Source organism: Curtobacterium citreum (assembly GCF_006715175.1).
GTDB lineage: Bacteria > Actinomycetota > Actinomycetes > Actinomycetales > Microbacteriaceae > Curtobacterium > Curtobacterium citreum.
This window is the reverse complement of the sequence record NZ_VFMQ01000001.1, coordinates 3,395,869-3,422,844: the sequence shown is the minus strand read 5'-3', so window position 1 is coordinate 3,422,844 and position 26,976 is coordinate 3,395,869. Positions and strand designations below refer to the sequence as shown.

Sequence of the window (26,976 nt, the reverse complement as noted above, 5' to 3'; positions counted from 1 at the left end):
GAGGCGCGGCGCCAGCCCGCCACGCGCCTCCCGTCCGAGGGGCCAGGCGCGCCGGGCGATCGGACGCGACGGATCAGTCCCGCGTGGTGATCCCGAACGGCGCGCTCTCGAGGTTCGTGAAGTTCCCCACCGTGGCCCGCACCGTGCACGACGGCGCGACCGACAGCGCCGTCACGACCAGTCCGTCCGACGACACCGCGAGCGCCCCCGAGCACCCGTCGGCGAACCGCACACCCGACTCGCCGCCGGCGACGTCGGTCAACATCTGCGACGGGCTCCCGGTCGCCGGACTGCGGTAGAGCGGGTTGAGGTCGTCGGCGCCGCTCGGCCACACCGGCACCAACGTCACCGGGAGCGTGGTCTGGCTGACCGTGCGGTCGGGCGTGCGGACCTCGACGCCCTGCAGCCGCTGCACCGGGTACGCGGTCCCCGTGACCCCGCGATCGGTGACTGCGGCGGTGGTCGCACTGCCGGCGGCGTCGAGCCACTCCTGCAGGGCCGCCTGGTCGCGGACGCCGGCGAGCCGGACGCTGGCCTGCACGGTGAGGTCCTGGCCGGCCGGGACCTCGACGTCGTCGAGCGCCCAGGAACACGCGGTGCCGACGCCGGTGAGCGACGGCTGGTTGCGCGCCGCGGAGACGCCCTCGCCGGTCCAGGTCACCGCGGGGCACGATGCCTTCGCGGTGGCGCCGGGCACCACCTCGAGCAGGGGCCCGCGGAGCGCCACGGACTGCGCGGCGTAGGTGATCGACAGGGCGACCGTGCCGCGCTCCGGGTCGAGCGTCGCCTTGCGGGTCGTGGTCAGCCCGGTCGGCAGCGGACGGTCCTGCTGGTACGCGCTGCCCGCCTGCGCGGTGGCGGCGGGCGTCGACGAGCCCCGGCCTGCCAGCGCCCCGGGGAGCCACACGACCCCGCCCACGACGAGCACGGCGACGAGGACGACACCGAGGGCACCGAGCGCCGCCATCCGGTTCGTCAGCCAGTCCGGGCGCTGCCAGGGGCTCCGCGGCGGTGCCTCGGGTTCGCGGACGACGGGCAACGGCTGCCGGGCGAGCGGGCGGATGACGGTCTGCGAGCCAGCCGGGCCGAGCTCCGGCGCGGGGGAGACGTCCTCGACCGCCGAGGCCTCGACTGCCGCCGTGTCCGGCCGGACACCACGGACGACGGTCGCCGGCCGCTCGACCTCGGCGAAGGACTCCGGGTCGGCCGCCGGGGCGAGTGCCGGGGCGTCCACCAGCGAACGCGCGAGCCGGCGGAGGGTCGCGGCGGCGTCGGCCGCGGCCGGACGGGCGCCGGGGTCCTTCGCCAGCAGCGTCGTGAGCGCGGTCCAGAGTGCGTCCGGGACGTCGATGCGGGGCGGGTCCGACGTGACGTGTCGGTAGGCGACGGCGAAGTCGGTGCCGGGGCCGGCGAAGGGCGTGCGGCCGGCGAGGAGCTCGTAGAGCATCACCCCGGCGCCGTACACGTCGGCCGCCGGACCCGCGCGGCCCTGGCTGATCGACTCCGGTGCCATGTACTGCGGCGTGCCGAGGAGCCCGGTGGTCGTGCGTTCGCGGTCCGCCACGACCGAGGCGATGCCGAAGTCCGACACCCGGACGTCGCCCGTCGCACCCGCGGTCCACGCCGTCGCGAGGAGCACGTTGTCGGGCTTCACGTCCCGGTGCGTGACGTCCTGCCCGTGTGCCGCAGCCAGGGCGTCGAGCGTCTCCGCCGTGATGGTCAGCGCGTCGCGGGGCGGCAGCGTGCCGGACGCCCGGAGCAGGTCCCGCGCGGAGCCGCCGTCGACCAGGTCCATGACGATCGCGAGCCGGTCGCCCTCGACCACGAGGTCCCGGACGCGCACGATCGAGGGGTGCTGCAGCCCGAGCAGCACGGTGCGCTCCCGCACGAAGCGTTCGACGATCGCCGGGTCCGCGGCGAGCTCGGAGCGCAGCAGCTTCGCGGCGACGTGCTCGCCCGAGGCGGTGTGCTCGGCACGCCAGACCTCGCCGGTGGCACCCGTGCCGAGCAGGTCGACGAGTCGGTACGAGGCGCCGAGCGGCTCTCCGCGGCCGTACTGTGCCTGGCCCTGCTCCGCCACGATCCCCCCGAGTGCCCCGGCCGACCCCTCGCCGACCGCGCCATGTTACCGGCCGGGACCCGCCGCGTACTGGACGTCGACCGCGTGCTGTGCGAAACCCGACCGGCGGTAGAGCGCGAGTGCCGGCTCGTTGTCGCCCTCGACGTAGAGCGCCGCCGCGGACAGTCCCCGCCCGGTCAGGCGCGAGGCACCGGCGCGCATGAGCACGCCCCCGATCCCGCGACCCTGCTGGTCGGGACGGACGGCCACGGCGTAGAACTCGCCGAGGTCGCCCTCGACCTTGAGCCAGCACGACCCGACGAGCTCGCCGGCGTCGTCGCGCAGGAGCAGCAGGTCGTCGCCGGAGAACCACGGCTCGGCCTCGCGGGCACGGAGGTCGTCGAGCGTCATCCGCCCCTGCTCCGGGTGGTGCGCGAACGCGGCGGCGTTCAGGGCGAGCCAGGCGGACTCGTCCTCGGGGTCCCCGGCACGGAACGCCTCGAGTGTCCAGCCCGTCGGGACCCGGGGGTCGACGGGGCCGTCGGCGATCGGCGCCCGCAGCTGCAGGAGCGTCCGGACGGCGGTCCACCCGTGCCGTCGGGCGAGTGCCCGGGCAGCGGGGTGGTCCCCGTGCGCCCACGCGAGCCGCGGGACACCGGCCCCGGACGTGCCGCCGGCCTCGCCGGCGGCACCGGCGTCACCGGGCGCGAGCACCTGCGCGACCAGGGCCGACCCGATCCCGCGACCACGGGCCTCCCGTGCGACCACGAGCTCCAGCTCGCCGTCACGGACCACGGCGACCCCGCGCTCGTCCCCCACGACGTGCGCGCGCCCCGCGCGCACGTCGACCAGCGTCTGGTCGGAGAAGGGCGGGGCCTCACCGGCGGCGGCGGACGCCGCGGCCAGGAGCTCGACGACCGCGAGCACTACTGACCCGCCAGCCGGTCCGCCTCGTCGTCGTAGACGTTGAAGCGGTAGCCGACGTTCCGGACCGTGCCGATCAGGGACTCGAGGTCCCCGAGCTTCGCGCGGAGTCGGCGGACGTGGACGTCGACCGTGCGGGTGCCGCCGAAGTAGTCGTAGCCCCAGACCTCGCTGAGCAGCTGCTCGCGGGTGAACACGCGGGAGGGGTGCGTGGCGAAGAACCGGAGGAGCTCGAACTCCTTGAAGGTCAGGTCGAGCGGCCGACCCCGGACCTTGGCGGAGTAGCTCGCCTCGTCGATGACGACGCCGGAGGCCTGGATCTTCGAGCCCGTCTGGGTCTTGGCGGCGCGCCCCGTGGTGAGGCGGATGCGGGCGTCGACCTCGGCCGGTCCCGCGGTCTCGAGCACGACGTCGTCGACGTTCCACTCGTTGTTCACGGCGGTCAGGCCGCCCTCGGTCACGACGAGCACGATCGGCGTCGTCGACCCGCTCGTGGCGAGGATCTTGCACAGGGCCTTCGCGCTGACCAGGTCGGTGCGGGCGTCCACGAACATCAGGTCGCTCTGCGGGGCGTTGACCAGCTGCGCCGCCTCGGCGGGCACGTGGCGGATCCGGTGGCTCAGGAGACCGAGACTCGGCAGGACGTCGCCGGGCGCGGCTGAGGTGAGTACCAGGAGCTGGGCCACAGGACCTCCAGGGCGTGGGGGAGTCGTGCACACATCCTAGTGATGCTCGGGAAGACGGCCCCCGTCCGGCCGGACGGCGGCCCGGCGCCGCGCAACGACGCCGGACGTCGACCGGACGCCGGACACCGTGCGCCTGCCATGATGGTCCGCGTGAGCGAGACGGACCAGCCCCTCGACCAGCGTCGCCTGCGTCTGACCTCCGTGCTGCCCGTCTGGCTGCTCGCCGTCGTCGGCGCCGTGCTCGTCCTGACGCTCACGCAGAAGGACTCCTTCGCGTGGCTGCTCCTCGTGTTCGTGCTGTGCGTGCTCGTCAGCTTCGTGCTGCAGCTCATCACCGCGACGAAGGACGGCCTGGTCGAGCGGATCAGCATCGCCTCCTCGGGGGCGTTCGTCGTCGTGCTCGTCACCGCCGTGGTGCTCCTGGCGCGCTGAGGTCCACCGCGTAGACTCGCGGCATGGATTCGCTGCTTGCGCTCGAGCTGTTCTACGTGGGTCTCCTCGGCCTCGCGTCGCTCGCGATCGCGTTCATCTCGGTCGTCGTCGTCGTGAAGCTGTTCAAGGGTCAGCGTTGATCGAACTGCCGGAGGGCCTGGCGCCCGAACTCGTCCCGCTGTCGTGGCTCGTGGGCGTCTGGGAGGGCACCGGCGTCGTCGAGTACCCCGTGGGCGACGAGGACGAGCCCCGGAAGTACGAGTTCGGCCAGCGCGTGAGCTTCAGCCACGACGGCCTGCCGTACCTCAACTACTCCTCCACGACGTGGCTGCTCGACGACGAGCACACGCCGCTCGCCGCGGAGATGGGCTACTGGCGGATCGACCGGCCGAACGAACCCGGCGACCGCGGTCCCGCGATGCTCATGGGTGACGGGCCGACCCCGTTCAGCACGGTGGAGAGCGTCGAGACGCTGCGCAACACCACCGACGGCTTCGACGTGGAAGCCGCGATCATCCACCCGACGGGCGTCGACGAGCTCTACGTCGGACGCGTCAAGAAGGGCCGCATCGACCTGGCGACCGACGCCGTGATGCGCTCGCCGAACGCGAAGGACTACTCCGCGGCCACCCGGCTGTACGGCCTGGTCGAGGGCAAGCTGTTCTGGGCCTGGGACATCGCCGCGCTCGGGCAGCAGCTCACGTCGCACGCCTCGGGGCAGCTCGCGAAGGTCGACTGATGGCCGTCTTCGCCGAGCGACCCGGCTTCGTCGCGTCCGACGCCGGTCCCGCCGCGCACTTCGGCAACCCCACGGGCGAGCAGCGTGCGCTCGCCGCGGGCCGTGCCGTGGTCGAGCTCGGCCTCGGCATCGTCACGGTGACCGGGCCGGACCGGCTGACCTGGCTCAACTCGATCACGTCGCAGCTGATCACCGGGCTCGCGCCCGGCACGTCCACCGAGACGCTCGTGCTCGACCAGTCCGGTCGCGTCGAGCACGCCGCGCGGGTCGTCGACGACGGCGGGACGACGTGGCTCCTCACCGAGCCGGCCGACGCCGCACCGCTGGCAGCCTGGCTCGACAGCATGCGGTTCATGCTCCGCGTCGAGGTCGCGGACCGCTCCGCCGACCTCGTCACGCTGGGCCGCTTCGCGGGGTCGGCGGTCGCCGACCCGGTGGTCGAGTGGGTCGACCCGTGGGCGTCCGTCACGCCCGGTGGGTGGGGCTACGCCGCACTGGAGGCACACCCCGCCTCCGACTGGACCCTCCGCATCGACGTGGTCACCTCCGAGGCCGCTGCCGACACGGCCGCGTCCGACGTCCCCGCCGCGGGGCTCCTCGCGCTCGAGGCCCTGCGCATCGCCGCCTGGCGTCCCTCGCTCTCCGACGTCGACGAGCGGACGATCCCGCACGAGCTCGACTGGCTCCGCTCCGCCGTCCACCTGTCGAAGGGCTGCTACCGCGGGCAGGAGACGGTCGCCAAGGTCCACAACCTCGGGCACCCGCCGCGCCGCGTCGTGATGCTGCACCTCGACGGGTCGGACGGTGTGCTCCCCGCGCCCGGCACCCCCGTGGTGTCCGACGGGAAGGACGTCGGCCGGCTCACCGCGGCGGCGCTGCACCACGAGCTCGGGCCGATCGGGCTCGCGGTCGTCAAGCGCTCCCTGGACCCGGCGGCGACGCTCGAGCTCACGGTCGACGACGTGGTCGTGACCGCTGCGCAGGAGACCATCGTCCCGCCGCAGGCCGGCGCGACGGCGAACGTGCCGCGCCTGCCCCGGCTCGGAGCCGTCCGGCGCGGCTGAGCAACAGCGCCTGCGGCCCGGGCTCAGGCAGGGGCGACGGCCGACCAGGGGACGCTGAGCTCGCCGAGGCGCCACCGGGTCACCCCGTGCAGCACCGGCCAGCCCCGGTCGCGCACGCCCTGCACCGTGGCGATCCACCGCTGGCGGGGACCGTACGTGCCGAGCGGCGCGGCCACCGCCCACGCGCGGTCGAGGTCGAGCAGGAACGCGTGCACCCGCTCCCCGGGGACGTTCCGGTGGATGAGTGCCTTCGGCAGCCGTTCGGCGACGATGCTCGGCACCTCGAGGCCGGCGACCCGCAACGACACCGTGAAGGTGTGCGGCGCGTGCTCGTCGAGGGTGACCCACGACGCGACCCGCCCGACCTCGTTGCAGGTGCCCTCGACGAGCGCCCCGCCCGGCTGCAGGCGGTCCTGCATGATCCGCCACGAGTCGACGACGGCCGACTCGTCGTACTGCCGCAGGACGTTGAACGCCCGGATCACTGCCGGGCGGCGGTCTCCCGGCGTCGGGGTCTCGAACCCGCCGAGCCGGAAGGTCACCCCGTCGCGGGTGCCGGCGTTCGCCAGGGCCACGCGTGCGGGCTCGATCTCGATGCCGGTGACCTCGACGTCCGGACGGACCCGGGCCAGTCGGTCGCGGAGCTCGAGCGTCGTGGTCGGCCGGGCGCCGTACCCGACGTCGGCCACGAGCGGGTCGTCCGTCCGCCGCAGGACCGGGAGCGACGCGATCCACCGGTCGACCCGGCGGAGCCGGTTGTACCCGGTGGTGCCGCGCGTGACGTTCCCGATGGGCATGGGACCAGGCTACGGGGCCGACGCCGCTCGGTAGACTCGGGCGCATGACCTCCACGCTCGTCCTGCTCCGTCACGGCAACAGTGACTGGAACCAGAAGAACCTGTTCACCGGTTGGGTCGACGTCCGGCTCAGCGAGCTGGGCGAGAAGGAGGCGAAGCGCGCCGGCGAGCTCATCGCCGAGTCCGGCATCGTGCCGGACGTCCTGTACACGTCGCTCCTGACCCGTGCGATCCAGACCGCCGACATCGCCCTGCTCGAGGCCGACCTCGCGTGGCTGCCGGTCAAGCGCGACTGGCGCCTCAACGAGCGGCACTACGGCGACCTGCAGGGCAAGGACAAGGCGCAGACGCTCGAGCAGTACGGCGAGCAGCAGTTCATGGAGTGGCGCCGCTCGTTCGACGTGCCGCCGCCCCCGATCGCCGACGACGCCGAGTGGTCGCAGGCCGGCGACCGCCGCTACGCCGACCTCGGCGACCAGCTGCCCCGGACCGAGTCGCTCAAGCTCGTGATCGACCGCCTGCTGCCGTACTGGGAGTCCGACATCACGAAGGACCTCGGCGCGGGCAAGACCGTCCTCGTCACGGCCCACGGCAACTCGCTGCGGGCGCTCGTGAAGCACCTCGACGGCATCTCCGACGACGACATCGCCGGCCTGAACATCCCGACGGGCATCCCGCTCGTGTACGAGCTCGACGACGACTTCCGTCCGACGAAGCCCTCGTACTACCTGGACCCGGAGGCCGCCGCAGCCGGCGCCGCCGCGGTCGCCGCCCAGGGCGCCAAGAAGTAAGCAGCCCCACGACGAACGCCCCGCCGGCGACCGGCGGGGCGTTCGTCGTCTGCGGCGGTCGGACCGGTCGGGTCAGACAAAGTGCGACGCGATCTCCTGCACGAGGGCCCCGACGTCGTACGGGTGCGCGGTGTCCACCCGGACGACGGGCACCCCGGGCAGCGCGACCGGGCCGGCGTCGCCGTGCTCGTCCCAGAACGCCAGGACGTCGGCGAGGTCGCCGTGCACCTCGTGGCGCACCGGCAGGGTGCCCGGGTCGTACCGGTCGCGCAGCCGGGCCTCGGCGGTGGCCCGGTCGACGTCGCACCACACCTCGACGGCGCGGGGCGACGAGGCGGCGGCGAGTCCCTCCTGCAGGCGGTCCCGGTCACGCGACGGCAGCCAGACGGCGTCGAGGACGACCCCGTTCTCGACGGCCCGCGCCATGGACCACATGGTGTCCATCGCGATCCCGCCGAGCGGACGCGAGGCGATCATCGGGCCGACGACGTCGGCGAGCGGTTCCTTGATCCGGTCCTTCGACAGGAAGGGACAGCCGAGCACCTCGGCGAGGGCCGCCCCCACCGTGCTCTTGCCCGAACCGGGCATCCCGTTGACGACGATCGCGACCTGAGCCATGCCACGATCCTCCCGTCCCCCTGCGCAGAGCGCAAAACGCAACAGGGGCGGTTCCTCGCAGCGGTATGGCGCTGCGAGGAACCGCCGACGTTGCGTCTTGCGGATGCGACGCGACGGGAGCGGTGGGTCAGGCGGGGGAGGCCGTCACCGACGCGGCGCCGGCCCAGTCGCCCGTCGCCAGGTACTCCACCTTCTTCGCGATCGACACCGCGTGGTCCGCGAAGCGCTCGTGGTAGCGCGAGGCGAGCGTGGCGTCCACCGTGTCGATCGGGTTGCCCTTCCAGGTCTCGCCGAGCACGAAGTCGAAGACGCTGGCGTGCAGCTCGTCGACCTGGTCGTCCTCGTCGCGGATCTCGGCGGAGAGCGCGATGTCCTCGGTGGCGAGCAGGCGGGTGAGCTTCTGCGCCATCGCGACGTCGTGCGCGCCCATCTTCTTGAAGGTGGGGCGCAGGCCCTTCGGCACGACCTTCTCCGGGAAGCGCTGGCGGGCGAGCTGGGCGATGTGCTCGGCCATGTCGCCCATGCGCTCGAGCGACGAGCTGACGCGCAGCGCGGTCACGACGACGCGCAGGTCGCGGGCGACGGGGGCCTGGCGGGCGAGGATGTCGATGGCGACCTCGTCGAGGGCGTTCGCGGCGGCGTCGATCTTGGCGTCGTCGGCGATCACCTCCTCCGCGAGGGCGACGTCGGAGTCGCTGAACGCCTGCGTCGCGCGGGTGATCGCGGACTCGACGAGCCCGGCGATCTCGGTCAGACGCTCTTGGACGTCCTGGAGCTCCTGCTGGAAGACTTCGCGCATGGGGGATGTGCCTCTCTGATGCGTACCGGTCGAGTGTCGTCAGGGCAGGTGAACGAACGGTGACCTGCGGCTGAACACCTCGCGCAGCGGACCCGGAAACACCGTCGCCGGGGGTGAACGGCGTCGGAACCGGACGTGTCCGTCCCTACACTGGCGGCATGGACAACGTGTGGCTCGTGCCACTCTCGATGCTCCTCGGTGGGGTGTTCGGCGCGGGGGTCGTGGTGCTCGTCATCACGGCGGAACGCACCGCCCGTGCCGCCGACGTCGCGGAGCGGACCCTGCCGGACGGCGTCGCCGCGGTGATCGCGACGATGCACAACCCGGCGGTCGTGGTCGACCCGTCGAACACCGTCGTCGCGGCCTCGCCGCAGGCGCTCACGGTCGGGCTGGTGGTGCGGCGGAAGCTCGCGCACCGGGAGCTCGTCGAGCTGGTGGACCGGGTGCGTCGGAGCGGCGAGATGGGGTCGGAGGACCTCGAGCTGCCCCGCGGCCGGAGCGGCGAGCTCATCGGCTACCTGAGCTTCCGGGCGGCGCAGCTCGGCAACCGGTACGTCCTCGTCACGGCCGACGACCTCACCGAGAGCCGCCGCATCGACGAGGTCCGACGGGACTTCGTCGCGAACATCTCGCACGAGCTGAAGACCCCGATCGGCGCGATCGGCCTGCTCGCCGAGACCCTGGTCGTCGCCGCGGACGACCCCGAGCACGTGAAGAAGTTCGCCGGGCAGCTGATGACCGAGTCCGAGCGGCTCGGTGCCCTCACGAAGGACATCATCGAGCTCTCGCGCCTGCAGTCCGTGGACACGCTGGAGAACAGCGAGGAGACCTCGATCGACAAGATCGTGCAGGCCGCCGTCGACGCGAACGAGGTCGTCGCGCGCGCCCGGGACATCGACCTGGTCCGTGCGAAGCGCACGAAGCTCCGCGTGATGGGGGACCCGGGGCTGCTGCAGGTCGCGGTGTCGAACCTCATCGCCAACGCCGTGAAGTACTCGCCGGACCACACCCGCGTCGGCGTGGGCGTCCGGTCGGCGAAGGGCTTCGTCGAGATCGCCGTGACCGACCAGGGCGTCGGCATCCCCGAGGCCGACCTCGACCGCGTGTTCGAGCGGTTCTACCGCGTCGATCCGGCGCGCTCCCGGGCGACCGGCGGCACCGGGCTCGGCCTCGCCATCGTCAAGCACGTCGTCGGCAACCACGGCGGCGACGTGCGCGTCTGGTCGCAGCCCGGCAAGGGCTCGACCTTCACGATCCGTCTCCCCGAGGCGGATCCCGACCTCACCACCGCCCTCGAAGAGCAACTGGAAGAGCAGCCATCGTGACCAAGATCCTCATCGTCGACGACGAGCCGGCCCTGAGCGAGCCCCTGGAGTTCCTCCTGCAGCGGGAGGGCTACGAGACCGCCGTCGCGGCGGACGGCGTGACCGCGCTGTCGAAGTTCGACGCGGAGAACCCGGACCTCGTGCTGCTCGACCTCATGCTCCCGGGCCTCAGCGGCACCGAGGTCTGCCGGCAGATCCGCACGCGGTCGAACGTGCCGATCATCATGCTCACCGCGAAGGACTCCGAGGTGGACATCGTCGTCGGGCTCGAGCTCGGCGCGGACGACTACGTGACGAAGCCGTACTCGACGCGGGAGCTGCTCGCCCGGCTCCGGGCGGTGCTGCGGCGTCGGACCGAGGACGACCCGGGCGACAGCGGGATCCTGCAGGTCGGCGGGATCCGGATGGACGTCGAGCGGCACACGGTGTCGGTGGACGGGTCCGAGACGCCGATGCCGCTCAAGGAGTTCGAGCTGCTCGAGCTGCTGCTGCGGAACGCCGGCCGTGTGCTCACCCGCGGGCAGCTCATCGACCGGGTGTGGGGGTCCGACTACTTCGGGGACACCAAGACGCTCGACGTGCACATCAAGCGGATCCGCTCGAAGATCGAGCGCGTGCCGAGCACACCCGAGATCCTCGTCACCGTCCGCGGCCTCGGCTACCGCATCGAGGGCTGAGCCCGACCCGTCGGCCGTTCCTGGTCGCGTCGCCTCGGCGACGCGGCCGGGTCCGGACGGACTGGAGGCCCGGTGCCGGTTCTCGGAACCGGCCCCGGGCCTCCAGTCTGACGCGCCTGGTGCGCGCTCGCTTTGGCGCGCTGCGTCAGTTGCCGGAGCTGGTGGCCTCGCCGGTCGGGGTGGCCCCGTCGGTGGACTCGGTGCCGGCGCCCGGCGTCGCGGTGCCCGTGGGGCTCGGCGACGGTGCGAGGCTCTGGTACTCCTCCATCGCGTTGGTCAGCACGGGGACGCTGGCCGAGACGCCCTCGGCGCCGGAGTACGAGAAGTAGGTCTTGACGAGCGAGCCGGGCCGGGCGTCCGCGCCCTCGAAGACGACCGCCTTCGCGCCGGTCTGCTCGGTGCCCTGCGAGTCGCTGCCCTCCTGGGCGCTCGAGCCCTCGCTGCTCGACACCGTCGGGGTGTTCGTGCCGAGGTCGCGGCGGCTGCCGGCGGGGACGACGACCGTCTGGGTGTCGCCGCCGAGCTCGATCGAGAGCGTGATGTCCTCGGACTCGTCGGTGTTGATGACGGTGCCGATGAAGCGTGCGTCCTCGCCGCGGTCGGAGATGAAGAGCGCGTTGCGGATGTCGAGCTTGCCGGTGGTGACGTTCACGCCGTCGGTGATCTGCTTGATCTCCGTCGTGTGCGCCGGCGACATGAACTCGCAGCCGGTGGCGCCGAGCGCGATGGTTGCCGCAACGGCGACGGACACGAGTACCCGAGCTCGCAAGAGATTCCTCCGGAAGATCACGATGGTGGACCGGACGGTCCGGCACCATCCTAGCGATCACCCGGGTGTGGGTCCGCCCCGGCCCCACTACCCGAAACGCCCTTGTGGTAAACTGGGGGTTCTGGGAACGGAGCCTGATACATGCAATTCGAGGTCGGCGAGACCGTCGTCTACCCCCACCACGGGGCGGCAACCATCTCTGAAGTCAAGACTCGCGTCATCAAGGGCGAGGAGAAGGTCTACCTGAAACTCCGCGTCACGCAGGGTGACCTGACGATCGAGGTCCCGGCGGACAACGTCGACCTGGTCGGCGTCCGCGACGTGATCGGCAAGGAAGGACTCGACAAGGTGTTCGAGGTCCTCCGGGCACCGTTCACCGAGGAACCGACCAACTGGTCGCGCCGCTACAAGGCGAACCTCGAGAAGCTCGCCTCCGGTGACGTCATCAAGGTGTCCGAGGTCGTCCGTGACCTCTGGCGCCGCGACCAGGACCGCGGGCTCTCGGCGGGCGAGAAGCGGATGCTGGCCAAGGCGCGCCAGATCCTGATCTCCGAGCTGGCCCTGGCCGAGAAGACCGACGAGGACAAGGCGTCGACCGTCCTCGACGAGGTCCTCGCCTCCTAGCGCGACCAGCACCCTGGCGCCACAGCACGACGACACGACCGCCCTGCTCCCCGGACCCCGGGTGAGCAGGGCGGTCGTCGTCGTCGCGGCCGGCTCCGGGACGCGCCTGGGCATCGGTGACGCGAAGGCCTTCGTGCCGGTCGCCGGCGAGCGCATGCTGACGCGGGCGGTGCGGACGGTGTTCACCCTGGCCGAGCCGACCTTCGTGGTCGTCGTCGCGCCGACCGCCCGGTTGGACGAGTGCCGGGCGCTCGTCGCGGCCGTCGCGGGTCCCGCCGCTGCCCTGACGAGCGTGGTCGCCGGTGGCGCCGACCGGCACGCGTCCGTGCAGGCCGGGCTCGACGCGCTGCCCGACGGCATCGAGTGGGTGGGCGTGCACGACGCCGCCCGGTGCCTGACCCCGGCGGCGCAGTTCGCCGCCGTGTTCGAGCGCGCGGAGACGACCGGGGACGGGGTCGTCCCGGCGCTGCCCGTGACCGACACCGTCAAGCGGGTCGAGGGCGACCTGGTGGTCGAGACGGTCGACCGGTCCGCGCTCGTCGGTGTCCAGACCCCGCAGGTGTTCCCGCTGCGGGCCCTCCGGGACGCGTACGCGGCGGCGCAGCGGTCCGAGACCGACGACGCCGGGGTGTTCCGTGCGGCGGGCGGCGTGGTCCGCACGGTCCCCGGGCACGCCGACGCGTTCAAGATCACCACCCGCTGGGACCTCGCACGGGCCGAGGCGATCGTCGCGGACTCGGCGCTGCCCACGGTCCGCATCGGGCTCGGCGTCGACGTGCACGCGTTCGACGACGCATCGCCCTGCCGCGTCGGCCTGCTCGACTTCCCCGGACAGCCCGGACTCTCCGGCCACAGCGACGGGGACGCCGTGGCGCACGCCGTCTGCGACGCGCTGCTCTCCGCCGGCGGGCTCGGGGACATCGGCGGTCGGTTCGGCACCTCCGACCCCCGGTACGCGGGCGCGTCCGGCGACGTGTTCGTCCGCGGGGCCGTCGAACTGCTCGCGGCGGCGGGTCTCGTGCCGACCTCGGTGACGGTGCAGGTGATCGGCAACCGCCCGCGCATCGGGGCACGGCGGACCGAGATGCAGGACGCCCTCGCCGCGGTCGTCGGGGCACCCGTCGCGGTGTCCGGCACGACGACCGACGGGCTCGGGCTGACCGGACGCGGCGAGGGGCTCGCCGCGATCGCGACCGCCGTGGTGCGCCCCGCCTGACCGCCCGTCCGACGTCCTAGGCTGGACGGGTGACCGTTCGCCTGTACGACTCCCGCGCCGCAGCCGTCGTCGACCTCGTCCCGCTGGTCGACGGACAGGTGAGCATGTACGTCTGCGGTCCGACGGTGCAGTCGTCGCCCCACATCGGGCACCTGCGCTCGGCGCTCGTGTACGACGTCTGGCGCCGGTGGCTGACCTACCGCGGCTACCACGTCACCCTCGTGCGGAACGTCACGGACATCGACGACAAGGTGCTCGACCTGGCTGCGGGCACCGACGAGCCGTGGTTCGCCCGGGCGTACCGCGTCGAGCGGGAGTTCACCGCGGCGTACGACGCCCTCGGCATCCTGCCGCCGACGTACGAACCCCGTGCGACCGCGAGCGTGCCGCAGATGCACGACATCATCCAGCGGCTCATCGAGCGCGGGCACGCCTACGCCGCCGCGGACGGCTCCGGCGACGTCTACTTCGACACCGGCAGCTGGGCCGACTACGGCGCCCTGACCCGGCAGCGCCGCGAGGACATGGTGGACGCCGCCGACGCCGACCCGCGCGGCAAGCGGGACCCGCGGGACTTCGCGCTCTGGAAGGGCGCGAAGCCCGGCGAGCCGGCGACCGCGACGTGGGACTCCCCGTGGGGCCCGGGTCGGCCAGGGTGGCACATCGAGTGCTCCGCGATGTCCCGCCGGTACCTCGGTCCGGCGTTCGACGTGCACGGCGGCGGGCTCGACCTGCGCTTCCCGCACCACGAGAACGAGCTCGCGCAGTCGACCGCTGCCGGTGACGGCTTCGCGTCGTACTGGCTGCACAACGGACTCGTGACCGTCGACGGGCAGAAGATGTCGAAGTCGCTCGGCAACTCGATCTTCGCCGCGGACTTCCTCGGCGCCGCCCGGCCGGCGGTCGTCCGGTACTTCCTCGGCGCCGCGCACTACCGCTCGTCGATCGACCACCACGAGGGCTCCCTGGCCGAGGCCGAGGCGGCGTACGACCGGATCGCCGGGTTCCTCGACCGTGCCGCCGGCCGCCTGACCGGGCAGCACGCGACGACCGCCGCGGGGGTGCCCGACGCCTTCGCCGCGGCCATGGACGACGATCTCTCGGTGCCCCAGGCCCTCGCCGTGCTGCACGACACCGTGCGCGCCGGGAACGCCGCCCTGGACGCCGACGATGCGGAAGCGCTCGGGGTCGCGTACCATCAGGTGGCCGCGATGGTCGAGGTCCTCGGCATCGACCCGCGAGCGGCCCACTGGTCCGGTGGTGGTCAGGACGTCTCGGCCGCACCGCTCGCCGCGCTCGTCGACCGCCTCGTGCAGGAGCGCGCGGACGCCCGTTCCGCACGGGACTTCGCCACGGCGGACCGCGTGCGCGACGACCTCGCAGCCGCGGGGATCACCATCGAGGACACCGCAGCAGGAACACGCTGGAGCATCGCCTGACAACGGCCGTGCCGGACAGGAGAGAGCAATGAAGAACGTCTCGGGGAGCAAGAAGGGCCGGCCCGGCGCCGTCCGCTCCGGCCGCAAGGGCAACAAGCAGGTCGGCTCCGGCGGCCAGGGCGCGCAGGCGCTCGAGGGGCGCAAGCCCACGCCGAAGGCCGAGGACCGGCCGTACCACCCCGCCGGCAAGCGCAAGGCCGCCAAGGAGCGCTTCGAGGCCGCTCGGGGTCGCCACGGCGCCTCGAGCTCGCCGCAGCAGCGCACCGGCCGCCCGCCGCAGCGGAAGACCGACGACTCGGAGCTCGTGACCGGACGCAACTCCGTGCTCGAGGCCCTGCGCACGAAGACGCCCTCGACGACGCTCTACGTCGCCGCCCGCATCGAGGTCGACGACCGCGTCAAGGAGATCCTGGCGCTGGCGAACCACCGAGGTGTCCCGATCATGGAGATCATGCGGCCGGAGCTCGACCGCATCACCGGGCACGACAGCGTGCACCAGGGCGTCGCGCTCAAGGTGCCGGCGTACGAGTACGCGGTCGCCGAGGACCTGGCCGAGCGTGCGTTCTCCCGCGATCAGGTGCCGCTCATGGTGGCGCTCGACGGCATCACCGACCCGCGGAACCTCGGCGCGATCATCCGCTCGACCGCGGCGTTCGGCGGGCACGGCGTCATCGTGCCGCAGCGTCGCTCGGTCGGGGTGACCGCGTCGGCGTGGAAGACCTCCGCCGGTGCCGCCGCCCGCACCCCGGTCGCGATGGCGCCGAACCTGACGCAGACCCTGAAGTCGCTCAAGTCGATGGGCCTCTTCGTGCTCGGCCTCGATGGTGACGGTGACGTGGAGCTCGACGCCCTCGAGCTCGCCGACCGGCCGATCGTGATCGTCGTCGGGTCCGAGGGCAAGGGCCTGTCGCGCCTGGTCACCGAGACCTGCGACGCGATCGTCTCGATCCCGATCTCGAGCGCCACGGAGTCGCTCAACGCCGGCATCGCCGCGAGCGTCACCCTGTGGGAGGTCGCCCGGCGCCGACGCGCCCAGTAAGCGACGAGCGCTGCGCGGACGAGCGCTGCGCGCACCAGCGCGACCACCGCAAGGCCCGGTGCCGGTCCACGTGACCGGCACCGGGCCTCCTGTCCGTCCGCCCGCCCGTCTCGCGCCGCGAGCGTTCACGACGTGCCGCGTGCGGTCCGCCGAGCATGCACCAAGTGTCGGCTGCGGGCCGCGAACGTGACAGATCTGGCCCGCTCGCGGAACGCGAGCGGGCCAGGCGCGCCCCGGAAGGCGCGTGACCCGGCAGCGTCAGACGCTCGCGCGCCAGTCCTCGACGTCCTCCTCGTCGGACGCTGTGTCTGCGTCGTCGACGACCGGGATCGGCAGCGTCATGGACGAGGTCGGCGGGTTGATCAGCAGGCGCTCGTCGCGGCGGTGCCGGAGCACGTCGTTGATGTACGCGGTCGTGGCCTCGGGGAGGGAGACCGAACGCTCCTCCTCCTGGGACATGTACCAGCGGTGCTCGAGCAGCTCGTGGAAGACCTCGGCGGGCTCGAGCCGTCCGCGCAGGTCCCGCGGGATCGAGCGCACGACGGGCTCGAACACGCGCGAGACCCACTCGTGCGCCACCATCTCCTCGTCGAGCCGGTCCCGGCCGTTGCGCGCCCGGTACGCATCGAGGTCGTTGAGCAGCCGCCGCGCCTGGTTCTCGCCCGCGTCCAGTCCGGTCAGGCGGAGCAGCCGGCGCTGGTGATGCCCCGCGTCCACGACCTTGGGCTGGATCCGCACCTGCGAGCCGCCCTCTGTCGTGTGGATCGACAGCTCCTCGATGTCGAAGCCGAGCGCGTTGAGCCGCTCGACCCGGTCGTTGATGCGCCAGCGCTCCTTGATGTCGAACTGCTCGGTGCCGGTGAGCTCCTTCCAGAGCGTCCGGTACTGCGCCACGATGCGGTTCGACACGTCCACGGCGTCGGCGTTCTCGTCGAGCCGCCCACCGGCCTCGAGGTCGAGCAGCTCGCCCGCGATGTTGACGCGCGCGACCTCGAGGTCGTTCTCGCGCTGCCCGTTCGACAGTCCGCCGGGGTAGAGCTTGCCGGTCTCGGCGTCGACCAGGTAGGCCGCGAACGCGCCGGCGTCACGGCGGAACAGCGTGTTCGAGAGCGAGACGTCGCCCCAGTAGAAGCCGATCACGTGCAGCCGGACGAGCAGCAGGGCGAGGGCGTCGACGAGTCGCGTCGCCGTCTCCGGGCGGAGGGTCTGCGAGTACAGCGCCCGGTACGGCAGCGAGAAGCGCAGGTGCCGGGTGACGAGCACCGGGTGCAGCGGCTCGCCGTGCTCGTCGACGCGGTTCGTGATGACCGCCACGGGGTCCACACACGGCACGTCCATGCGCTGCAGCGTCTTGAGCATCTCGTACTCCGCACGGGCGACCTCTTCGCCGGTCTCCTTCACGGCGGCCACGTACCCGCTCAGGTGCACGAAGCGGACGAGGTGCCGCGAGATGCCCTTCGGGAGCGCGACGATGACGTCGTCCGGCCAGTCCTCGAGCGGCAGGTCCCACGGCAGGTCGAGGAGACCGGGGTCGACGGTGGCTGCGGTGATGGACATGGAGTCGGGCACGGTTGGCTCCTGTTGATACGGGTGGCTCCTGCTGGTACGCGCGGCTGGCAGACGGGAGGCGCGGTGCCAGCTGGCACCGCGCCTCCTGTCCGGCTGTTCCAGCGTCAGGCGCTGACGACGGCCTTGTCGTCGAGACGCTCGCCCGACTCGGTGTCGAAGGCGTGGACGTGGCCCTGCTTCGGCGCGATCACGATCGTGTCACCGATCGAGGGGTGCGAGCGACCGTCGACACGGGCGACGATGTCGGCGCGCTGGCCGTTCACGTCGGCGTGACCGTACAGGTAGCCGTCGGCGCCGAGCTCCTCGACGACGTCGACCGTGACCGGCAGGCCCTCGCCCGAGGTCGAGACGATGACGTCCTCGGGACGGATGCCGACGGTGATCTGCCCGGCGCGCGCGTTCGACAGCGTGTCGCGGTCGATCGCGTGGTTCAGCGTGCCGAACTTGATCCCGCCCTCGACGACGTCGGCCGGGAGCAGGTTCATGGCGGGCGAACCGATGAAGCCGGCGACGAACACGTTGTTCGGCTTCTCGTACAGGTCGCGCGGGGTGCCGACCTGCTGCAGGATGCCGTCCTTGAGCACCGCGATGCGGTCGCCCATGGTCAGCGCCTCGGTCTGGTCGTGCGTGACGTAGACCGTGGTGACGCCGAGGCGACGCTGCAGCGAGGCGATCTGCGTGCGGGTCTGGACGCGGAGCTTGGCGTCGAGGTTCGACAGCGGCTCGTCCATGAGGAACACCTGCGGCTGACGGACGATGGCGCGGCCCATCGCGACGCGCTGACGCTGACCACCGGAGAGCGCCTTCGGCTTGCGGCCGAGGTACTGCTCGAGGTCCAGGAGCTTGGCGGCCTCCTGCACGCGGGTGGCGCGCTCTTCCTTGCCGACACCGGCGATCTTGAGCGCGAAGCCCATGTTCTCGGCGACGGTCATGTGCGGGTACAGCGCGTAGTTCTGGAAGACCATCGCGATGTCGCGGTCCTTCGGCGGGACGTCGGTGACGTCGCGCTCGCCGATGCGGATCGCACCGGAGTTGACCTCTTCGAGGCCGGCGAGCATGCGCAGCGAGGTCGACTTGCCGCAGCCGGAGGGGCCGACGAGGACGAGGAACTCGCCGTCGGCGATGTCCAGGTCGAGGGAGTCGACCGCGGGGCGGTTGCCTCCGGGGTAGAGACGGGTTGCCTTGTCGTAGGTGACGGACGCCATGAGCGTTCGATCCTTCCTTCACCGGCAGGTACGTGCCGGACGATCCGTTGTGAAGCGGTTGCCCGATGGGGCCCCGGATGGTCGCCGTCGACCATCGATGCTCATACAACACGAGTTCCCCCCGCAGCGCCAGTGCCCCGGACGACCTGGTTGGCTGGTCCCAGGAAGGACCACTACGATCGGCGGGTCCGTCCGGCGTGCGGGGGAAGCCGTGCGGACACCAGGATCGACGTGAGGACCATCGACGCATGACCAACCGCCCCGAGGGTGACGCACGCGCCGCGCGCAACGAACGACGAGAGGCCGCGCGACAGCGGGCCCAGCGGATCCGGACGCAGCAGAAGCGCCGGCAGCGCGGGACCCGGCTCGGCCTGCAGATCGGCCTGGGCGTCGTGCTCGTCGCGGCGGCGGCCGTCGTCACGCTGGTGCTCGTCGACTCGACGCAGCCCGCCGGCCCCGGACCCGCGAACATGTCGCAGGGCGGCATCACCATCGGGCAGGACCTGAAGGCCGTGGGGTCGGGTTCGTCCGCTTCCTCGGACGCCTCGCCGTCGGCCGACCCGAGCGCGACCGCGGCGCCGAGCGTCCGCATCACGATGTACGTCGACTACCTCTGCCCGACGTGCGGCCAGTTCGAGAAGGCGAACGGCGACTACATCGCGAGCCTCGCCGAGTCCGGTGCCGCCACGGTCGACATCCACCCGATCGCGACCCTGTCGAACCGGTCGCAGGGCACGAAGTACTCGCTCCGGGCCGCGAACGCCGCCGCGTGCGTGGCGGACCGCTCGCCCGACCAGTTCTACGCCGTGAACCAGGCGCTCTTCGCCCGCCAGCCGGAGCAGGGCACCGCGGGGCTCACCGACGCACAGCTGCAGCGCATCGTCACCGGGGTGGACGGGATCCGCGACGCCGGTGCGATCCGGGACTGCATCGCCGACCAGACCTTCGCGAAGTGGGTCGACGAGCGGACGACCGCGGTGACGGCTGGCGACGTCCCGGGTTCGGACCTGCAGGACTTCCCCGGTACGCCGCTCGTGCTCGTGAACGGCAAGCAGTACGAGCTCACCTCCCCGATCACCAACGACGACTTCCGCACGTTCGTTGTGTCCGCCGCGGGGGCGACCGAGGGCACGCCGACGCCGACGCCGAGCGCGTCGGCCACGCCGTCCGCCGAGTAGCCGGCCGCCCGGCAGCGCCGGCCAGCCGTTACAGCGCGGACCCCGGCACGCTGAAGGTGTCGCACCGGGTCACGCCCTGCTCGTACCCGCGCGTGAACCACGCCTGGCGCTGCGCGCTCGACCCGTGCGTGAACGAGTCCGGGTCGACGCTGCCGGTGGCCCGCTCCTGGATGCTGTCGTCGCCGACCGCGCTCGCGGCCGACAGGGCGTCCCGGATCTGGTCGCGCGTGATCGGCTCGAAGAAGGTCTGCCCGTCGGCGTCCTTCGTCGTCGCGGCCGCGCCCACCCAGGCGCCCGCGTAGCAGTCCGCCTGCAGCTCGACGCGGACGCTCCCCGACGACGCTCCGGTGCCGGACCGGTCGGTCGCCGCGAACGTGCCCTGCAGCTGCTGCACGTGGTGGCCCCACTCGTGTGCGACGACGTACATCTGCGCGAGCGGTCCGCCGGACGAGCCGTAGCGGGACTGCAGGTTGTCGTAGAACGCGGTGTCGAGGTAGATCGATCGGTCCGGCGGGCAGTAGAACGGTCCCGTCGCGGCGGACGCCTGCCCGCACCCGGTGCCCGTCGAGCCGTCGAAGAGCACGAAGCCCGGGGTGGCGTAGTCCGTGCCGAGGTCGCGGGACTCCCGGATCCAGTAGGCGTCGAGCGACTCCGCGGCGCCCTCCATCCGGCACTCCACGTCGAGGTTCGCGTCGCGGCCGGTCCGGCACCGGGACGCCGCGTCGACGGTGTCGCCCTGCTGCTGGATCTGGGTGGTCCCGTCCCCGCCGAGGAACGGCGTGAGGTCGACGCCCGTGAACTGCGCGACGAGGAACACCACGATCGCGCCGATGCCCACCGCGCCGCCGCCGATCGCCGCCCCGCGACCGCGACGCTGCACCTTGCCGCCGGACAGCCTGGAGTCGTCGTTGAAGGTCATGCGCCAGAACGTACCCGCTCGCCGGGTCGGCGCGGAGGGACGGCGAGGAACATGGCCGGCATGGCCGACCTCGACGAACAGCACCCCCTCTTCCTCTTCGCGATGGACCAGCGGTCCTCGCTGCTGGAGCACACCTACGGCGACGACTCCGGTGAGCCGGCCGACGAGGCCGACGCCGAGCGGGTCCGCGCCGGCAAGCAGCTCGTCTACCGCGGTGTGCTCGCGGCGCTGGCCGCCGGCGCGTCCCGGGCACGCACGGGCGTCCTCGTCGACGAGCGCTACGGCGCCGACGTCGCACGGCTGGTCAAGGAGGCCGGGCTGGTGCTCGCGATGCCGGTCGAGCGGTCGGGCCGGGAGTGGTTCGAGCTGGAGTACGGCGACGACTGGGTCGCGCACGTCGACGCGTTCGACCCGGACTTCGTGAAGGTGCTCGTCCGCGACAACCCCGGTTTCGACGCCGACGAGCGCGCCGCACAGGCCGAGCGGCTCGCGGCGGTGTCCCGCACCCTGCACGACGCCGGGCGGCCGTTCCTCGTCGAGCTCCTCGTCCCCGCGACGGACGAGCAGCAGCAGGACGGCGGGACGGACTACGACCGCGACGTCCGCCCCGGGCTCGTCGTCGAGGTCGTCGGCTACCTGCAGGAGCACGGAGTCGAGCCGGACGTGTGGAAGCTCGAGGGGCTCGACCGCTCCGAGGACGCCCGACGCGTGGTCGAGGCCGTCCGCGCGGGTGGCCGGGACGGCGTGCAGTGCATCGTGCTCGGCCGGGACGCCCCGGAGGAGCAGCTCGACCACTGGCTCCGGACGGCGGCCCCGGTGGACGGGTTCGTCGGGTTCGCGATCGGCCGGAGCAACTGGGAGGACGCGCTCGACGACGTCGTGCACGAGGGCCTCGACCACGAGGGCGCCGAGCGGCTGATCGCGGCGAACTACCGGCACTTCGTCGACACCTGGCTCGAGGCGCGACCGGACGTCGTCGACGGGGTGGACGCCGGCGGGCACTGACCCGGCGACACCGTCCCGGTCCCGGTCCCGGTCCCGGGCCGGGGTCCGGGGCGGTCAGGTCCGGACGAGGGGCTCCACGGCCGCGAGCTCGTCACCGATGCCGACGTCCACGAGCTCGATGCGCCCGGCGAGGGTGGCACCGGGCCCCCGCAGGAGCCCCGCCTTCACCGCGCCGAACGTCACCGTCACGTCCGCGTGCAGCACGTGGTCGTCGGCCACGCCGCCCGTGTCGACGTCGATGCCGCTCGGCACGTCGACGGCGACGACGTACGGTGCGCGCTGGTCGCGGGCGAGCTCCCGGACCGCGTCGACGACCTCGCGGGCGGGGGAACGCAGCGCGGTGGCGCCCCGCACCCCGATGCCGAGGACGCCGTCGAGCAGCAGGTCGGCCCGCTCCGCGGCCTCCGCGGTCAGCGCCGCGAGCCGCTCGCCGTCCGACACGACCGCCGCCCGCAACACGTCGGCAGCGCCGGCGGCCGCGACCCCGCCACGGGGCGGGGTCGGACCGGCCAGGAGGCGCGCCCCGGCTCCCAGCGCGGCTGCCAGGCCCGCCTCGTGCACACGTCGGCCGACGCGCACGACCGCCACGTGCCTCCCGGCCGACGCCAGCCGCGCCGCCGCGAACAGGGCGTCACCGCCGTTGTCGCCGCTGCCGGCGAGGACCAGCACCGAACCGGGCCCGTCCTGCGGACGGACCGCGGGGTCGTCGAGCAGGTCGCCCACGACCCGGGCGAGGCCGTCGGCCGCCCGCTGCATGAGGGGCTCGCCCGCCTCGAGGTGCGGCCGCTCCGCCGCCCGGACCTGATCGCCGCCGTAGCCGTCCATGTCGACCACCATGCCCCGGTAGCCTGGTCGCGCCATGTCACTCGTCCCCGAAGCGCCCCGACCACGTGCCGTGATGTCCCCGGACGGGCTGAAGCTCGCCACCTACGACTTCGGCGACCCGGACGCCCCCGTCGTCGTCGCGGTGCACGGCTTCGCGTCGAGCGCGGTGCTCAACTGGCACGCCTCCGGTTGGACCCGCGACCTCGTCCGCGCCGGCTACCGGGTCGTCGCGCTCGACCAGCGCGGCCACGGAGCATCGTCGAAGCCGCACGATCCGTCCGCGTACTCGATGGACCTGCTCGTGGCGGACGTCACCGCGGTCATCGACACCTACCTGCTGTCCGACGTCGCCTACCTCGGGTACTCGCTCGGCGCGCGCGTCGGCTGGCACACCGCCGAGCGGATCCCGGACCGCGTGACCCGCGCCGTCTTCGGCGGCATCCCGGACGCCGACCCGATGCGCCGGGTGGCCGTCGACCAGGCGAAGGCGTACATCGTCGACGGGACCCCCATCGAGGACCGCGTCACGAACGGGTACCTGCAGATGGCCTCCGGGGTGGAGGGGAACGACCTGCGGGCCCTCGTCGCGATGGTCGAGGGGATGCGGGACAGCATCGAGCCGACGCCCGAGAACGCCCCCGCACAGCCGATCCTGATGGCCGCGGGCAGCGAGGACGGGATCAAGGACAGCGCGGTGCGGCTCGCGGCGGCGGCACCGGACGCGGACTTCTTCGAGATCCCGGGGCGCAACCACTTCAACGCCCCGACGTCGCGGGCGTTCCGCGAGCGGGCGATCGCGTTCCTCGGGGGCGGAACCACGCAGTGACCTCGCTCGGCGCCACGACGTCGCGGGCCTTCCGCGACGCGGCGATCGCGTTCCTCGGCGCTTCCGTGGACGCCGCGGTGTCCGACGGGCGCTGACAGGTACTCGTGGGTCCTCGCTGACGCAGACGCCCGCGCGTAGCGTCCCGGCCATGGACTACAGACTCCTCGGCAACAGCGGGACATCGGTGTCGACGCTGACCCTCGGCACCATGACGTTCGGCAGCGAAGCCGACGAACCCACCTCGCACCAGATCCTCGACACGTTCGTCGCCGCGGGCGGCACGCTCGTCGACACCGCGGACGTGTACTCCGGCAACGAGTCGGAGCGCATCATCGGCCGCTGGCTCGCCGCGCACCCGACCGAGGCGCAGCAGGTCGTCCTCGCCACCAAGGGGCGCTTCCCGCAGGGCGACGGCCCGAACGACCTCGGCCTGTCCCGTCGGCACCTCCGGGTCGCCCTCGACGCCTCGCTCGAGCGACTCGGCGTCGAGCACATCGACCTGTACCAGATGCACGCGTGGGACGCCCTCACCCCGATCGAGGAGACCCTGCGCTTCCTCGACGACGCCGTCTCCGCGGGCAAGATCGGCACGTACGGCTTCTCGAACTACCTCGGCTACCAGGTGACGAAGGCCGTCTACGAGGCGAAGGCGCACGGCTGGGCCCCGCCGGTGACCCTGCAGCCGCAGTACAACCTGCTCGTCCGCGACATCGAGCACGAGGTCGTCCCCGCGTGCCTGGACGCCGGCATCGGCCTGCTCCCGTGGTCGCCCCTGGCCGGCGGCTGGCTCTCCGGCAAGTACCAGCGCGACGAGGCCCCCACCGGCGCGACCCGGCTCGGCGAGAACCCGCAGCGCGGCATGGAGGCGTGGGAGGCCCGGAACGGCGACGAGCGCACGTGGCAGGTCCTCGACGCAGTGTCCGCCGTGGCCGATGCGCACGGGGCCTCGAGGTCGCAGGTCGCCCTCGCGTGGCTGCTCGCCCGTCCGGCGGTGACGAGCGTCATCCTCGGCGCCCGGACGGTGTCACAGCTCGAGGACAACCTCGGTGCCGCCGACCTCGTGCTGACGGACGACGAGCTCCGGACGCTCACCGACGCGAGCGCCCCGCGGATCGACGACTACCCGTACGGCACGGCGGGCGTGGCGCAGCGCGAGCGTCGCATCACCGGCGGCCGCTGACCCCGGGCGGCTGCCTGCGGGAACGCAGTCGAGGCGGCCGGATCCTGCACATCCGTGCGGGAAGCCGCGAAGAGTCACCGATCTGTGGACACGTCCCCCGTTCTGGTGTCATCCTCGACACACGGCCGGCTGGTTACCGCGTCGAGCGCCCGGAACGCCCCCTGATCCGCGTTCCACGCGCCGAGAGCCCGAGCGATCCGTCGCTCGGGCTCTCGCCGTCCACCGGTGTCGCTCGGTCAGCGCGGGACCACCTGCCACCCTCCCGGGGTCAGCTGCAGGCGTCCGTCGGGAACGAGCACCTCGACGTCGTCCAGGTGCACGACCCGGACCAGGTCGGGGTGCGCCGCCGCGAACGCCGGGAGGGCCGGGTCGAGCCCGTACCGCGGGTCCTGCCCGATGACGACCAGGTCGAACGGTCCGGCCGCCGGGTCGCGCGTCTGGTCGTGCCCGACGAACGCGGCGACCGAGGACGGCGACTGCCGTTGGGCGAGCACGAAGGCGTCCTCGCGGGGGGTCTGCGCGAGCACCTCCGGCAGCCGGCCGATGCCCGTCGGGTGCATGGTCCAGGTCGCGATCGACAGCCGGACGGACGAGAACCCGGCTGCGGACACGAGCGCCAGGGCGACGACGAGGCCGGCCACGCGCCACCAGGTCGGGCCGCGCAGGGTGCCGAGTCGGCCGATGCCGATCGCTGCGAGCACGACCACCATGGGGACCCAGGCGATGTAGTACTCGCCGAGCGCCACGTCGCTGACCGCCAGGAAGAACACCACGAAGGGGACGGCCGCGAGGGCGACCCAGAGGACCAGCCGGGACGGGCGGAGCACCAGGGCGGCGAGGACCCCGACGCCGAGGACCGTGCACACGACGGTGCCGGTGCCCTGCCACATGTACCAGAGGTTCGCCCACCACGGAGAGTGCCGCGTGATGATGCCGGCGACCTCGACCAGGTGCCCGTCGACGGCGTGCTGCCGCTGGAAGGCGATCATCTCGGTGATCGTCGAGACGACCCCGAACGGCAGGTACGGCACCACGACCGTGGCCGCGAACCCGGCCAGGAACAGCGCACCGCCCCAGAGCAGCGCCCACCAGCGACGGAAGAGCACGGGGAGGAGCAGGAACGCCGGCACGAGCAGGACGCCGATCTCCTTGGACGTCACGGAGAGCCCCGCGGCCAGCCCGGCGACGAGCACCCACCACCAGCGGCCACCGGTCGCCCACCGCCAGCCGCACCACATCGCCACGACGCCGAACGCCACCATCGGACCGTCGAGGAGTGCCAGACGGTCGATGCGACTCGGGTCGTCGAGGATCCCGTGCGGCGGCAGCCACCAGAGCGCCGCGGCGAGCAGTCCCGTCCACCACCCGACGTCGCGCCGCAGCCACACGAACAGCACGAGACCGGTCAGGAGTCCGAGGACGGCGACCGCGATCCGCGCCGACGTGACGCCCTCGCCGAACACCAGCTGCGACAGGCCCATCAGGTACTTCGCGGTCGGCGGGTGCTGCCGGTTCTCGCTGAAGTCGCCGTGCAGGTAGCCCCAGCCGGGCTGCTGGTAGGCCGGTTCGTCGGTCTGGACGTTGCCCTCGCCGAGCCGCCACAGGTCCTGGTACACCGCCCACAGCGCCACGACGGCGAAGACGCTCCAGCGGGTCCACGGCGCCGTCGCCAGGGGGAGCCACCGCGACGGTCGTCGTCGGGGCCGCATCGGAGCGGGTGCGGTGGCCGTTGCGATCATGGGGCCGGCAGCGGGACTCGAACCCGCAACCCCCGTATTACAAGTACGGTGCGCTACCAATTGCGCCATGCCGGCTGACGCGCCCACTCTACCGGGGCGCGTCGGGGGTCACTCCGCGGCCTCGAAGTTCAGCGAGATCGAGTTCATGCAGTAGCGGTCGCCGGTCGGGGTGCCGAAGCCGTCCGGGAAGACGTGCCCCAGGTGGCCCCCGCAGTTCGCGCAGCGGACCTCGGTGCGGACCATGCCGAGGGACTTGTCCTCGATGAGCTGGACGGCCTCGGGGCGCACCGACTCGTAGAACGACGGCCAGCCGCAGCCGGAGTCGAACTTCGTGCCGCTCTTGAACAGCTCCGCTCCGCAGGCCGCACACGTGTAGACGCCGGCGCGCTCCTCGTCGAGCAGCTCACCGGTCCACGGGCGCTCGGTCCCGGCCTGCCGGAGGACGGCGTACTGGTCCGGAGAGAGCTCCTCGCGCCACTGGGCGTCGGACTTGTCGACGTTGTACGTCATGTGTTCCTCCTGCTTCCGGCCG

The 26,976-nt window shown here is 72.7% G+C and carries 27 protein-coding genes and 1 tRNA gene; 14 read left to right on the top strand and 14 right to left on the bottom strand.

Features of this window, described 5'->3' with window-relative positions:
* Nucleotides 1-73: 73 nt before the first annotated feature.
* The 3 genes from FB462_RS16220 to FB462_RS16210 are packed head-to-tail and all read right to left on the bottom strand — an operon-like array spanning nt 74 to nt 3,669.
* Nucleotides 74-2,080, bottom strand: coding sequence for a serine/threonine-protein kinase (locus FB462_RS16220; protein WP_141863006.1), 2,007 nt, complete (start codon nt 2,078-2,080; stop codon nt 74-76).
* Between the two features lie 45 nt (nt 2,081-2,125).
* Nucleotides 2,126-2,986: a mycothiol synthase gene (gene mshD / locus FB462_RS16215; RefSeq protein ID WP_141863004.1), complete on the bottom strand. Its 861-nt coding sequence runs from the start codon at nt 2,984-2,986 to the stop codon at nt 2,126-2,128.
* Complete coding sequence (locus tag FB462_RS16210; RefSeq protein ID WP_058741557.1) at nt 2,986-3,669, bottom strand: winged helix-turn-helix domain-containing protein; 684 nt, start codon at nt 3,667-3,669, stop codon at nt 2,986-2,988. The genes mshD and FB462_RS16210 overlap by 1 nt, the downstream gene beginning before the upstream one ends.
* Before the next feature lie 150 nt (nt 3,670-3,819).
* Between FB462_RS16210 and FB462_RS16205 the strand changes: the two genes are divergently transcribed.
* The 3 genes from FB462_RS16205 to ygfZ all read left to right on the top strand — a co-directional run bounded on the left by FB462_RS16205 (nt 3,820) and on the right by ygfZ (nt 5,904).
* Complete coding sequence (locus tag FB462_RS16205; RefSeq protein WP_141863002.1) at nt 3,820-4,101, top strand: hypothetical protein; 282 nt, start codon at nt 3,820-3,822, stop codon at nt 4,099-4,101.
* Nucleotides 4,102-4,237: 136 nt separating this feature from the next.
* The gene (locus FB462_RS16200) at nt 4,238-4,840 is read left to right on the top strand and encodes a heme-binding beta-barrel domain-containing protein (RefSeq protein ID WP_141863000.1); all 603 of its coding nucleotides are present in this window, start codon (nt 4,238-4,240) and stop codon (nt 4,838-4,840) included.
* Nucleotides 4,840-5,904, top strand: coding sequence for a CAF17-like 4Fe-4S cluster assembly/insertion protein YgfZ (ygfZ, locus tag FB462_RS16195; RefSeq protein ID WP_141862998.1), 1,065 nt, complete (start codon nt 4,840-4,842; stop codon nt 5,902-5,904). The genes FB462_RS16200 and ygfZ overlap by 1 nt, the downstream gene beginning before the upstream one ends.
* Nucleotides 5,905-5,927: 23 nt before the next feature.
* On the opposite strand, the gene FB462_RS16190 is transcribed toward ygfZ, so the two are convergent.
* Nucleotides 5,928-6,701 (bottom strand): class I SAM-dependent methyltransferase, encoded by a 774-nt coding sequence (locus tag FB462_RS16190; RefSeq protein ID WP_141862996.1) that lies wholly within the window; start codon nt 6,699-6,701, stop codon nt 5,928-5,930.
* A 44-nt stretch (nt 6,702-6,745) separates the two neighbouring features.
* Here FB462_RS16190 and FB462_RS16185 point away from each other — a divergent pair, with 44 nt between their 5' ends.
* On the top strand, nt 6,746-7,492 hold the full coding sequence (locus FB462_RS16185; RefSeq protein WP_111228265.1) for a phosphoglyceromutase: 747 nt from the start codon (nt 6,746-6,748) through the stop codon (nt 7,490-7,492).
* 72 nt (nt 7,493-7,564) lie between these two features.
* Here the strand turns inward: FB462_RS16185 and FB462_RS16180 are convergent, their stop codons facing one another.
* Complete coding sequence (locus tag FB462_RS16180) at nt 7,565-8,110, bottom strand: P-loop nucleotide/nucleoside kinase family protein (RefSeq protein ID WP_141862994.1); 546 nt, start codon at nt 8,108-8,110, stop codon at nt 7,565-7,567.
* Between the two features lie 127 nt (nt 8,111-8,237).
* Nucleotides 8,238-8,909, bottom strand: a complete 672-nt coding sequence (phoU, locus tag FB462_RS16175; RefSeq protein WP_058741550.1) for a phosphate signaling complex protein PhoU — start codon at nt 8,907-8,909, stop codon at nt 8,238-8,240.
* Nucleotides 8,910-9,067: 158 nt separating this feature from the next.
* Between phoU and FB462_RS16170 the strand changes: the two genes are divergently transcribed.
* Nucleotides 9,068-10,234 (top strand): sensor histidine kinase, encoded by a 1,167-nt coding sequence (locus FB462_RS16170; protein ID WP_058741549.1) that lies wholly within the window; start codon nt 9,068-9,070, stop codon nt 10,232-10,234.
* Nucleotides 10,231-10,911 carry a response regulator transcription factor gene (locus tag FB462_RS16165; protein WP_058741548.1) on the top strand — a complete coding sequence of 227 codons (681 nt, stop codon included), beginning with the start codon at nt 10,231-10,233 and terminating at the stop codon, nt 10,909-10,911. Before FB462_RS16170 ends, FB462_RS16165 begins: the two co-directional genes overlap by 4 nt.
* 145 nt (nt 10,912-11,056) lie before the next feature.
* Here the strand turns inward: FB462_RS16165 and FB462_RS16160 are convergent, their stop codons facing one another.
* On the bottom strand, nt 11,057-11,662 hold the full coding sequence (locus FB462_RS16160) for a hypothetical protein (RefSeq protein WP_114849457.1): 606 nt from the start codon (nt 11,660-11,662) through the stop codon (nt 11,057-11,059).
* 159 nt (nt 11,663-11,821) lie between these two features.
* Between FB462_RS16160 and FB462_RS16155 the strand changes: the two genes are divergently transcribed.
* Genes FB462_RS16155 through rlmB form a run of 4 tightly spaced genes read left to right on the top strand, consistent with a single transcriptional unit; the run spans nt 11,822 to nt 15,998 of the window.
* Nucleotides 11,822-12,304 (top strand): CarD family transcriptional regulator, encoded by a 483-nt coding sequence (locus FB462_RS16155; protein WP_017888066.1) that lies wholly within the window; start codon nt 11,822-11,824, stop codon nt 12,302-12,304.
* 13 nt (nt 12,305-12,317) lie between these two features.
* Complete coding sequence (ispD, locus tag FB462_RS16150; protein ID WP_167510207.1) at nt 12,318-13,520, top strand: 2-C-methyl-D-erythritol 4-phosphate cytidylyltransferase; 1,203 nt, start codon at nt 12,318-12,320, stop codon at nt 13,518-13,520.
* 29 nt (nt 13,521-13,549) lie between these two features.
* Complete coding sequence (cysS, locus tag FB462_RS16145; RefSeq protein ID WP_114849459.1) at nt 13,550-14,959, top strand: cysteine--tRNA ligase; 1,410 nt, start codon at nt 13,550-13,552, stop codon at nt 14,957-14,959.
* A gap of 28 nt (nt 14,960-14,987) precedes the next feature.
* Complete coding sequence (gene rlmB, locus FB462_RS16140; protein ID WP_058740486.1) at nt 14,988-15,998, top strand: 23S rRNA (guanosine(2251)-2'-O)-methyltransferase RlmB; 1,011 nt, start codon at nt 14,988-14,990, stop codon at nt 15,996-15,998.
* A 258-nt stretch (nt 15,999-16,256) separates the two neighbouring features.
* On the opposite strand, the gene FB462_RS16135 is transcribed toward rlmB, so the two are convergent.
* Both FB462_RS16135 and FB462_RS16130 read right to left on the bottom strand, forming a co-directional pair.
* The gene (locus tag FB462_RS16135; protein ID WP_425277724.1) at nt 16,257-17,555 is read right to left on the bottom strand and encodes a DUF4032 domain-containing protein; all 1,299 of its coding nucleotides are present in this window, start codon (nt 17,553-17,555) and stop codon (nt 16,257-16,259) included.
* A 116-nt stretch (nt 17,556-17,671) separates the two neighbouring features.
* Nucleotides 17,672-18,772 carry an ABC transporter ATP-binding protein gene (locus FB462_RS16130; RefSeq protein ID WP_058740485.1) on the bottom strand — a complete coding sequence of 367 codons (1,101 nt, stop codon included), beginning with the start codon at nt 18,770-18,772 and terminating at the stop codon, nt 17,672-17,674.
* A gap of 248 nt (nt 18,773-19,020) precedes the next feature.
* Here FB462_RS16130 and FB462_RS16125 point away from each other — a divergent pair, with 248 nt between their 5' ends.
* Nucleotides 19,021-19,950 carry a DsbA family protein gene (locus FB462_RS16125; RefSeq protein WP_167510151.1) on the top strand — a complete coding sequence of 310 codons (930 nt, stop codon included), beginning with the start codon at nt 19,021-19,023 and terminating at the stop codon, nt 19,948-19,950.
* Between the two features lie 28 nt (nt 19,951-19,978).
* On the opposite strand, the gene ypfJ is transcribed toward FB462_RS16125, so the two are convergent.
* A complete protein-coding gene (gene ypfJ / locus FB462_RS16120; protein WP_141862990.1) occupies nt 19,979-20,869 on the bottom strand; it encodes a KPN_02809 family neutral zinc metallopeptidase in 891 nt (296 codons plus the stop codon).
* 60 nt (nt 20,870-20,929) lie between these two features.
* Between ypfJ and FB462_RS16115 the strand changes: the two genes are divergently transcribed.
* Nucleotides 20,930-21,874 (top strand): 2-deoxy-5-keto-D-gluconate 6-phosphate aldolase domain-containing protein, encoded by a 945-nt coding sequence (locus FB462_RS16115; protein WP_167510150.1) that lies wholly within the window; start codon nt 20,930-20,932, stop codon nt 21,872-21,874.
* A gap of 54 nt (nt 21,875-21,928) precedes the next feature.
* Here FB462_RS16115 and FB462_RS16110 read toward each other — a convergent pair whose 3' ends face one another.
* Nucleotides 21,929-22,735, bottom strand: a complete 807-nt coding sequence (locus FB462_RS16110; RefSeq protein WP_229666863.1) for an NAD(P)H-hydrate epimerase — start codon at nt 22,733-22,735, stop codon at nt 21,929-21,931.
* Here FB462_RS16110 and FB462_RS16105 point away from each other — a divergent pair.
* Both FB462_RS16105 and FB462_RS16100 read left to right on the top strand, forming a co-directional pair.
* Nucleotides 22,734-23,525, top strand: coding sequence for an alpha/beta fold hydrolase (locus tag FB462_RS16105; RefSeq protein ID WP_141862986.1), 792 nt, complete (start codon nt 22,734-22,736; stop codon nt 23,523-23,525). The two genes, FB462_RS16110 and FB462_RS16105, sit on opposite strands and share 2 nt — an antisense overlap.
* 148 nt (nt 23,526-23,673) lie before the next feature.
* Complete coding sequence (locus tag FB462_RS16100; protein ID WP_114849466.1) at nt 23,674-24,705, top strand: aldo/keto reductase; 1,032 nt, start codon at nt 23,674-23,676, stop codon at nt 24,703-24,705.
* Between the two features lie 236 nt (nt 24,706-24,941).
* On the opposite strand, the gene FB462_RS16095 is transcribed toward FB462_RS16100, so the two are convergent.
* The 3 genes from FB462_RS16095 to msrB all read right to left on the bottom strand — a co-directional run bounded on the left by FB462_RS16095 (nt 24,942) and on the right by msrB (nt 26,954).
* Nucleotides 24,942-26,444 carry a glycosyltransferase family 39 protein gene (locus FB462_RS16095; protein WP_141862984.1) on the bottom strand — a complete coding sequence of 501 codons (1,503 nt, stop codon included), beginning with the start codon at nt 26,442-26,444 and terminating at the stop codon, nt 24,942-24,944.
* A tRNA-Thr gene (locus FB462_RS16090) sits at nt 26,444-26,519 on the bottom strand. The genes FB462_RS16095 and FB462_RS16090 overlap by 1 nt, the downstream gene beginning before the upstream one ends.
* A 33-nt stretch (nt 26,520-26,552) precedes the next feature.
* A complete protein-coding gene (gene msrB / locus FB462_RS16085; protein ID WP_058740477.1) occupies nt 26,553-26,954 on the bottom strand; it encodes a peptide-methionine (R)-S-oxide reductase MsrB in 402 nt (133 codons plus the stop codon).
* Nucleotides 26,955-26,976: the final 22 nt, after the last annotated feature.

What these genes read in the sequence shown, in the direction of transcription:
- ygfZ (WP_141862998.1), top strand. Translation starts at nt 4,840, where the DNA reads ATGGCCGTCTTCGCCGAGCGACCCGGCTTCGTCGCGTCCGACGCCGGT.
- FB462_RS16105 (WP_141862986.1), top strand. Translation starts at nt 22,734, where the DNA reads ATGTCACTCGTCCCCGAAGCGCCCCGACCACGTGCCGTGATGTCCCCG.
- FB462_RS16190 (WP_141862996.1), bottom strand. Translation starts at nt 6,701, where the DNA reads ATGCCCATCGGGAACGTCACGCGCGGCACCACCGGGTACAACCGGCTC.
- phoU (WP_058741550.1), bottom strand. Translation starts at nt 8,909, where the DNA reads ATGCGCGAAGTCTTCCAGCAGGAGCTCCAGGACGTCCAAGAGCGTCTG.
- rlmB (WP_058740486.1), top strand. Translation starts at nt 14,988, where the DNA reads ATGAAGAACGTCTCGGGGAGCAAGAAGGGCCGGCCCGGCGCCGTCCGC.
- FB462_RS16115 (WP_167510150.1), top strand. Translation starts at nt 20,930, where the DNA reads ATGGCCGACCTCGACGAACAGCACCCCCTCTTCCTCTTCGCGATGGAC.
- FB462_RS16110 (WP_229666863.1), bottom strand. Translation starts at nt 22,735, where the DNA reads ATGGCGCGACCAGGCTACCGGGGCATGGTGGTCGACATGGACGGCTAC.
- ypfJ (WP_141862990.1), bottom strand. Translation starts at nt 20,869, where the DNA reads ATGACCTTCAACGACGACTCCAGGCTGTCCGGCGGCAAGGTGCAGCGT.
- FB462_RS16180 (WP_141862994.1), bottom strand. Translation starts at nt 8,110, where the DNA reads ATGGCTCAGGTCGCGATCGTCGTCAACGGGATGCCCGGTTCGGGCAAG.
- FB462_RS16155 (WP_017888066.1), top strand. Translation starts at nt 11,822, where the DNA reads ATGCAATTCGAGGTCGGCGAGACCGTCGTCTACCCCCACCACGGGGCG.
- FB462_RS16100 (WP_114849466.1), top strand. Translation starts at nt 23,674, where the DNA reads ATGGACTACAGACTCCTCGGCAACAGCGGGACATCGGTGTCGACGCTG.
- FB462_RS16185 (WP_111228265.1), top strand. Translation starts at nt 6,746, where the DNA reads ATGACCTCCACGCTCGTCCTGCTCCGTCACGGCAACAGTGACTGGAAC.
- FB462_RS16130 (WP_058740485.1), bottom strand. Translation starts at nt 18,772, where the DNA reads ATGGCGTCCGTCACCTACGACAAGGCAACCCGTCTCTACCCCGGAGGC.
- FB462_RS16095 (WP_141862984.1), bottom strand. Translation starts at nt 26,444, where the DNA reads ATGATCGCAACGGCCACCGCACCCGCTCCGATGCGGCCCCGACGACGA.
- FB462_RS16125 (WP_167510151.1), top strand. Translation starts at nt 19,021, where the DNA reads ATGACCAACCGCCCCGAGGGTGACGCACGCGCCGCGCGCAACGAACGA.
- FB462_RS16170 (WP_058741549.1), top strand. Translation starts at nt 9,068, where the DNA reads ATGGACAACGTGTGGCTCGTGCCACTCTCGATGCTCCTCGGTGGGGTG.
- msrB (WP_058740477.1), bottom strand. Translation starts at nt 26,954, where the DNA reads ATGACGTACAACGTCGACAAGTCCGACGCCCAGTGGCGCGAGGAGCTC.
- FB462_RS16135 (WP_425277724.1), bottom strand. Translation starts at nt 17,555, where the DNA reads ATGTCCATCACCGCAGCCACCGTCGACCCCGGTCTCCTCGACCTGCCG.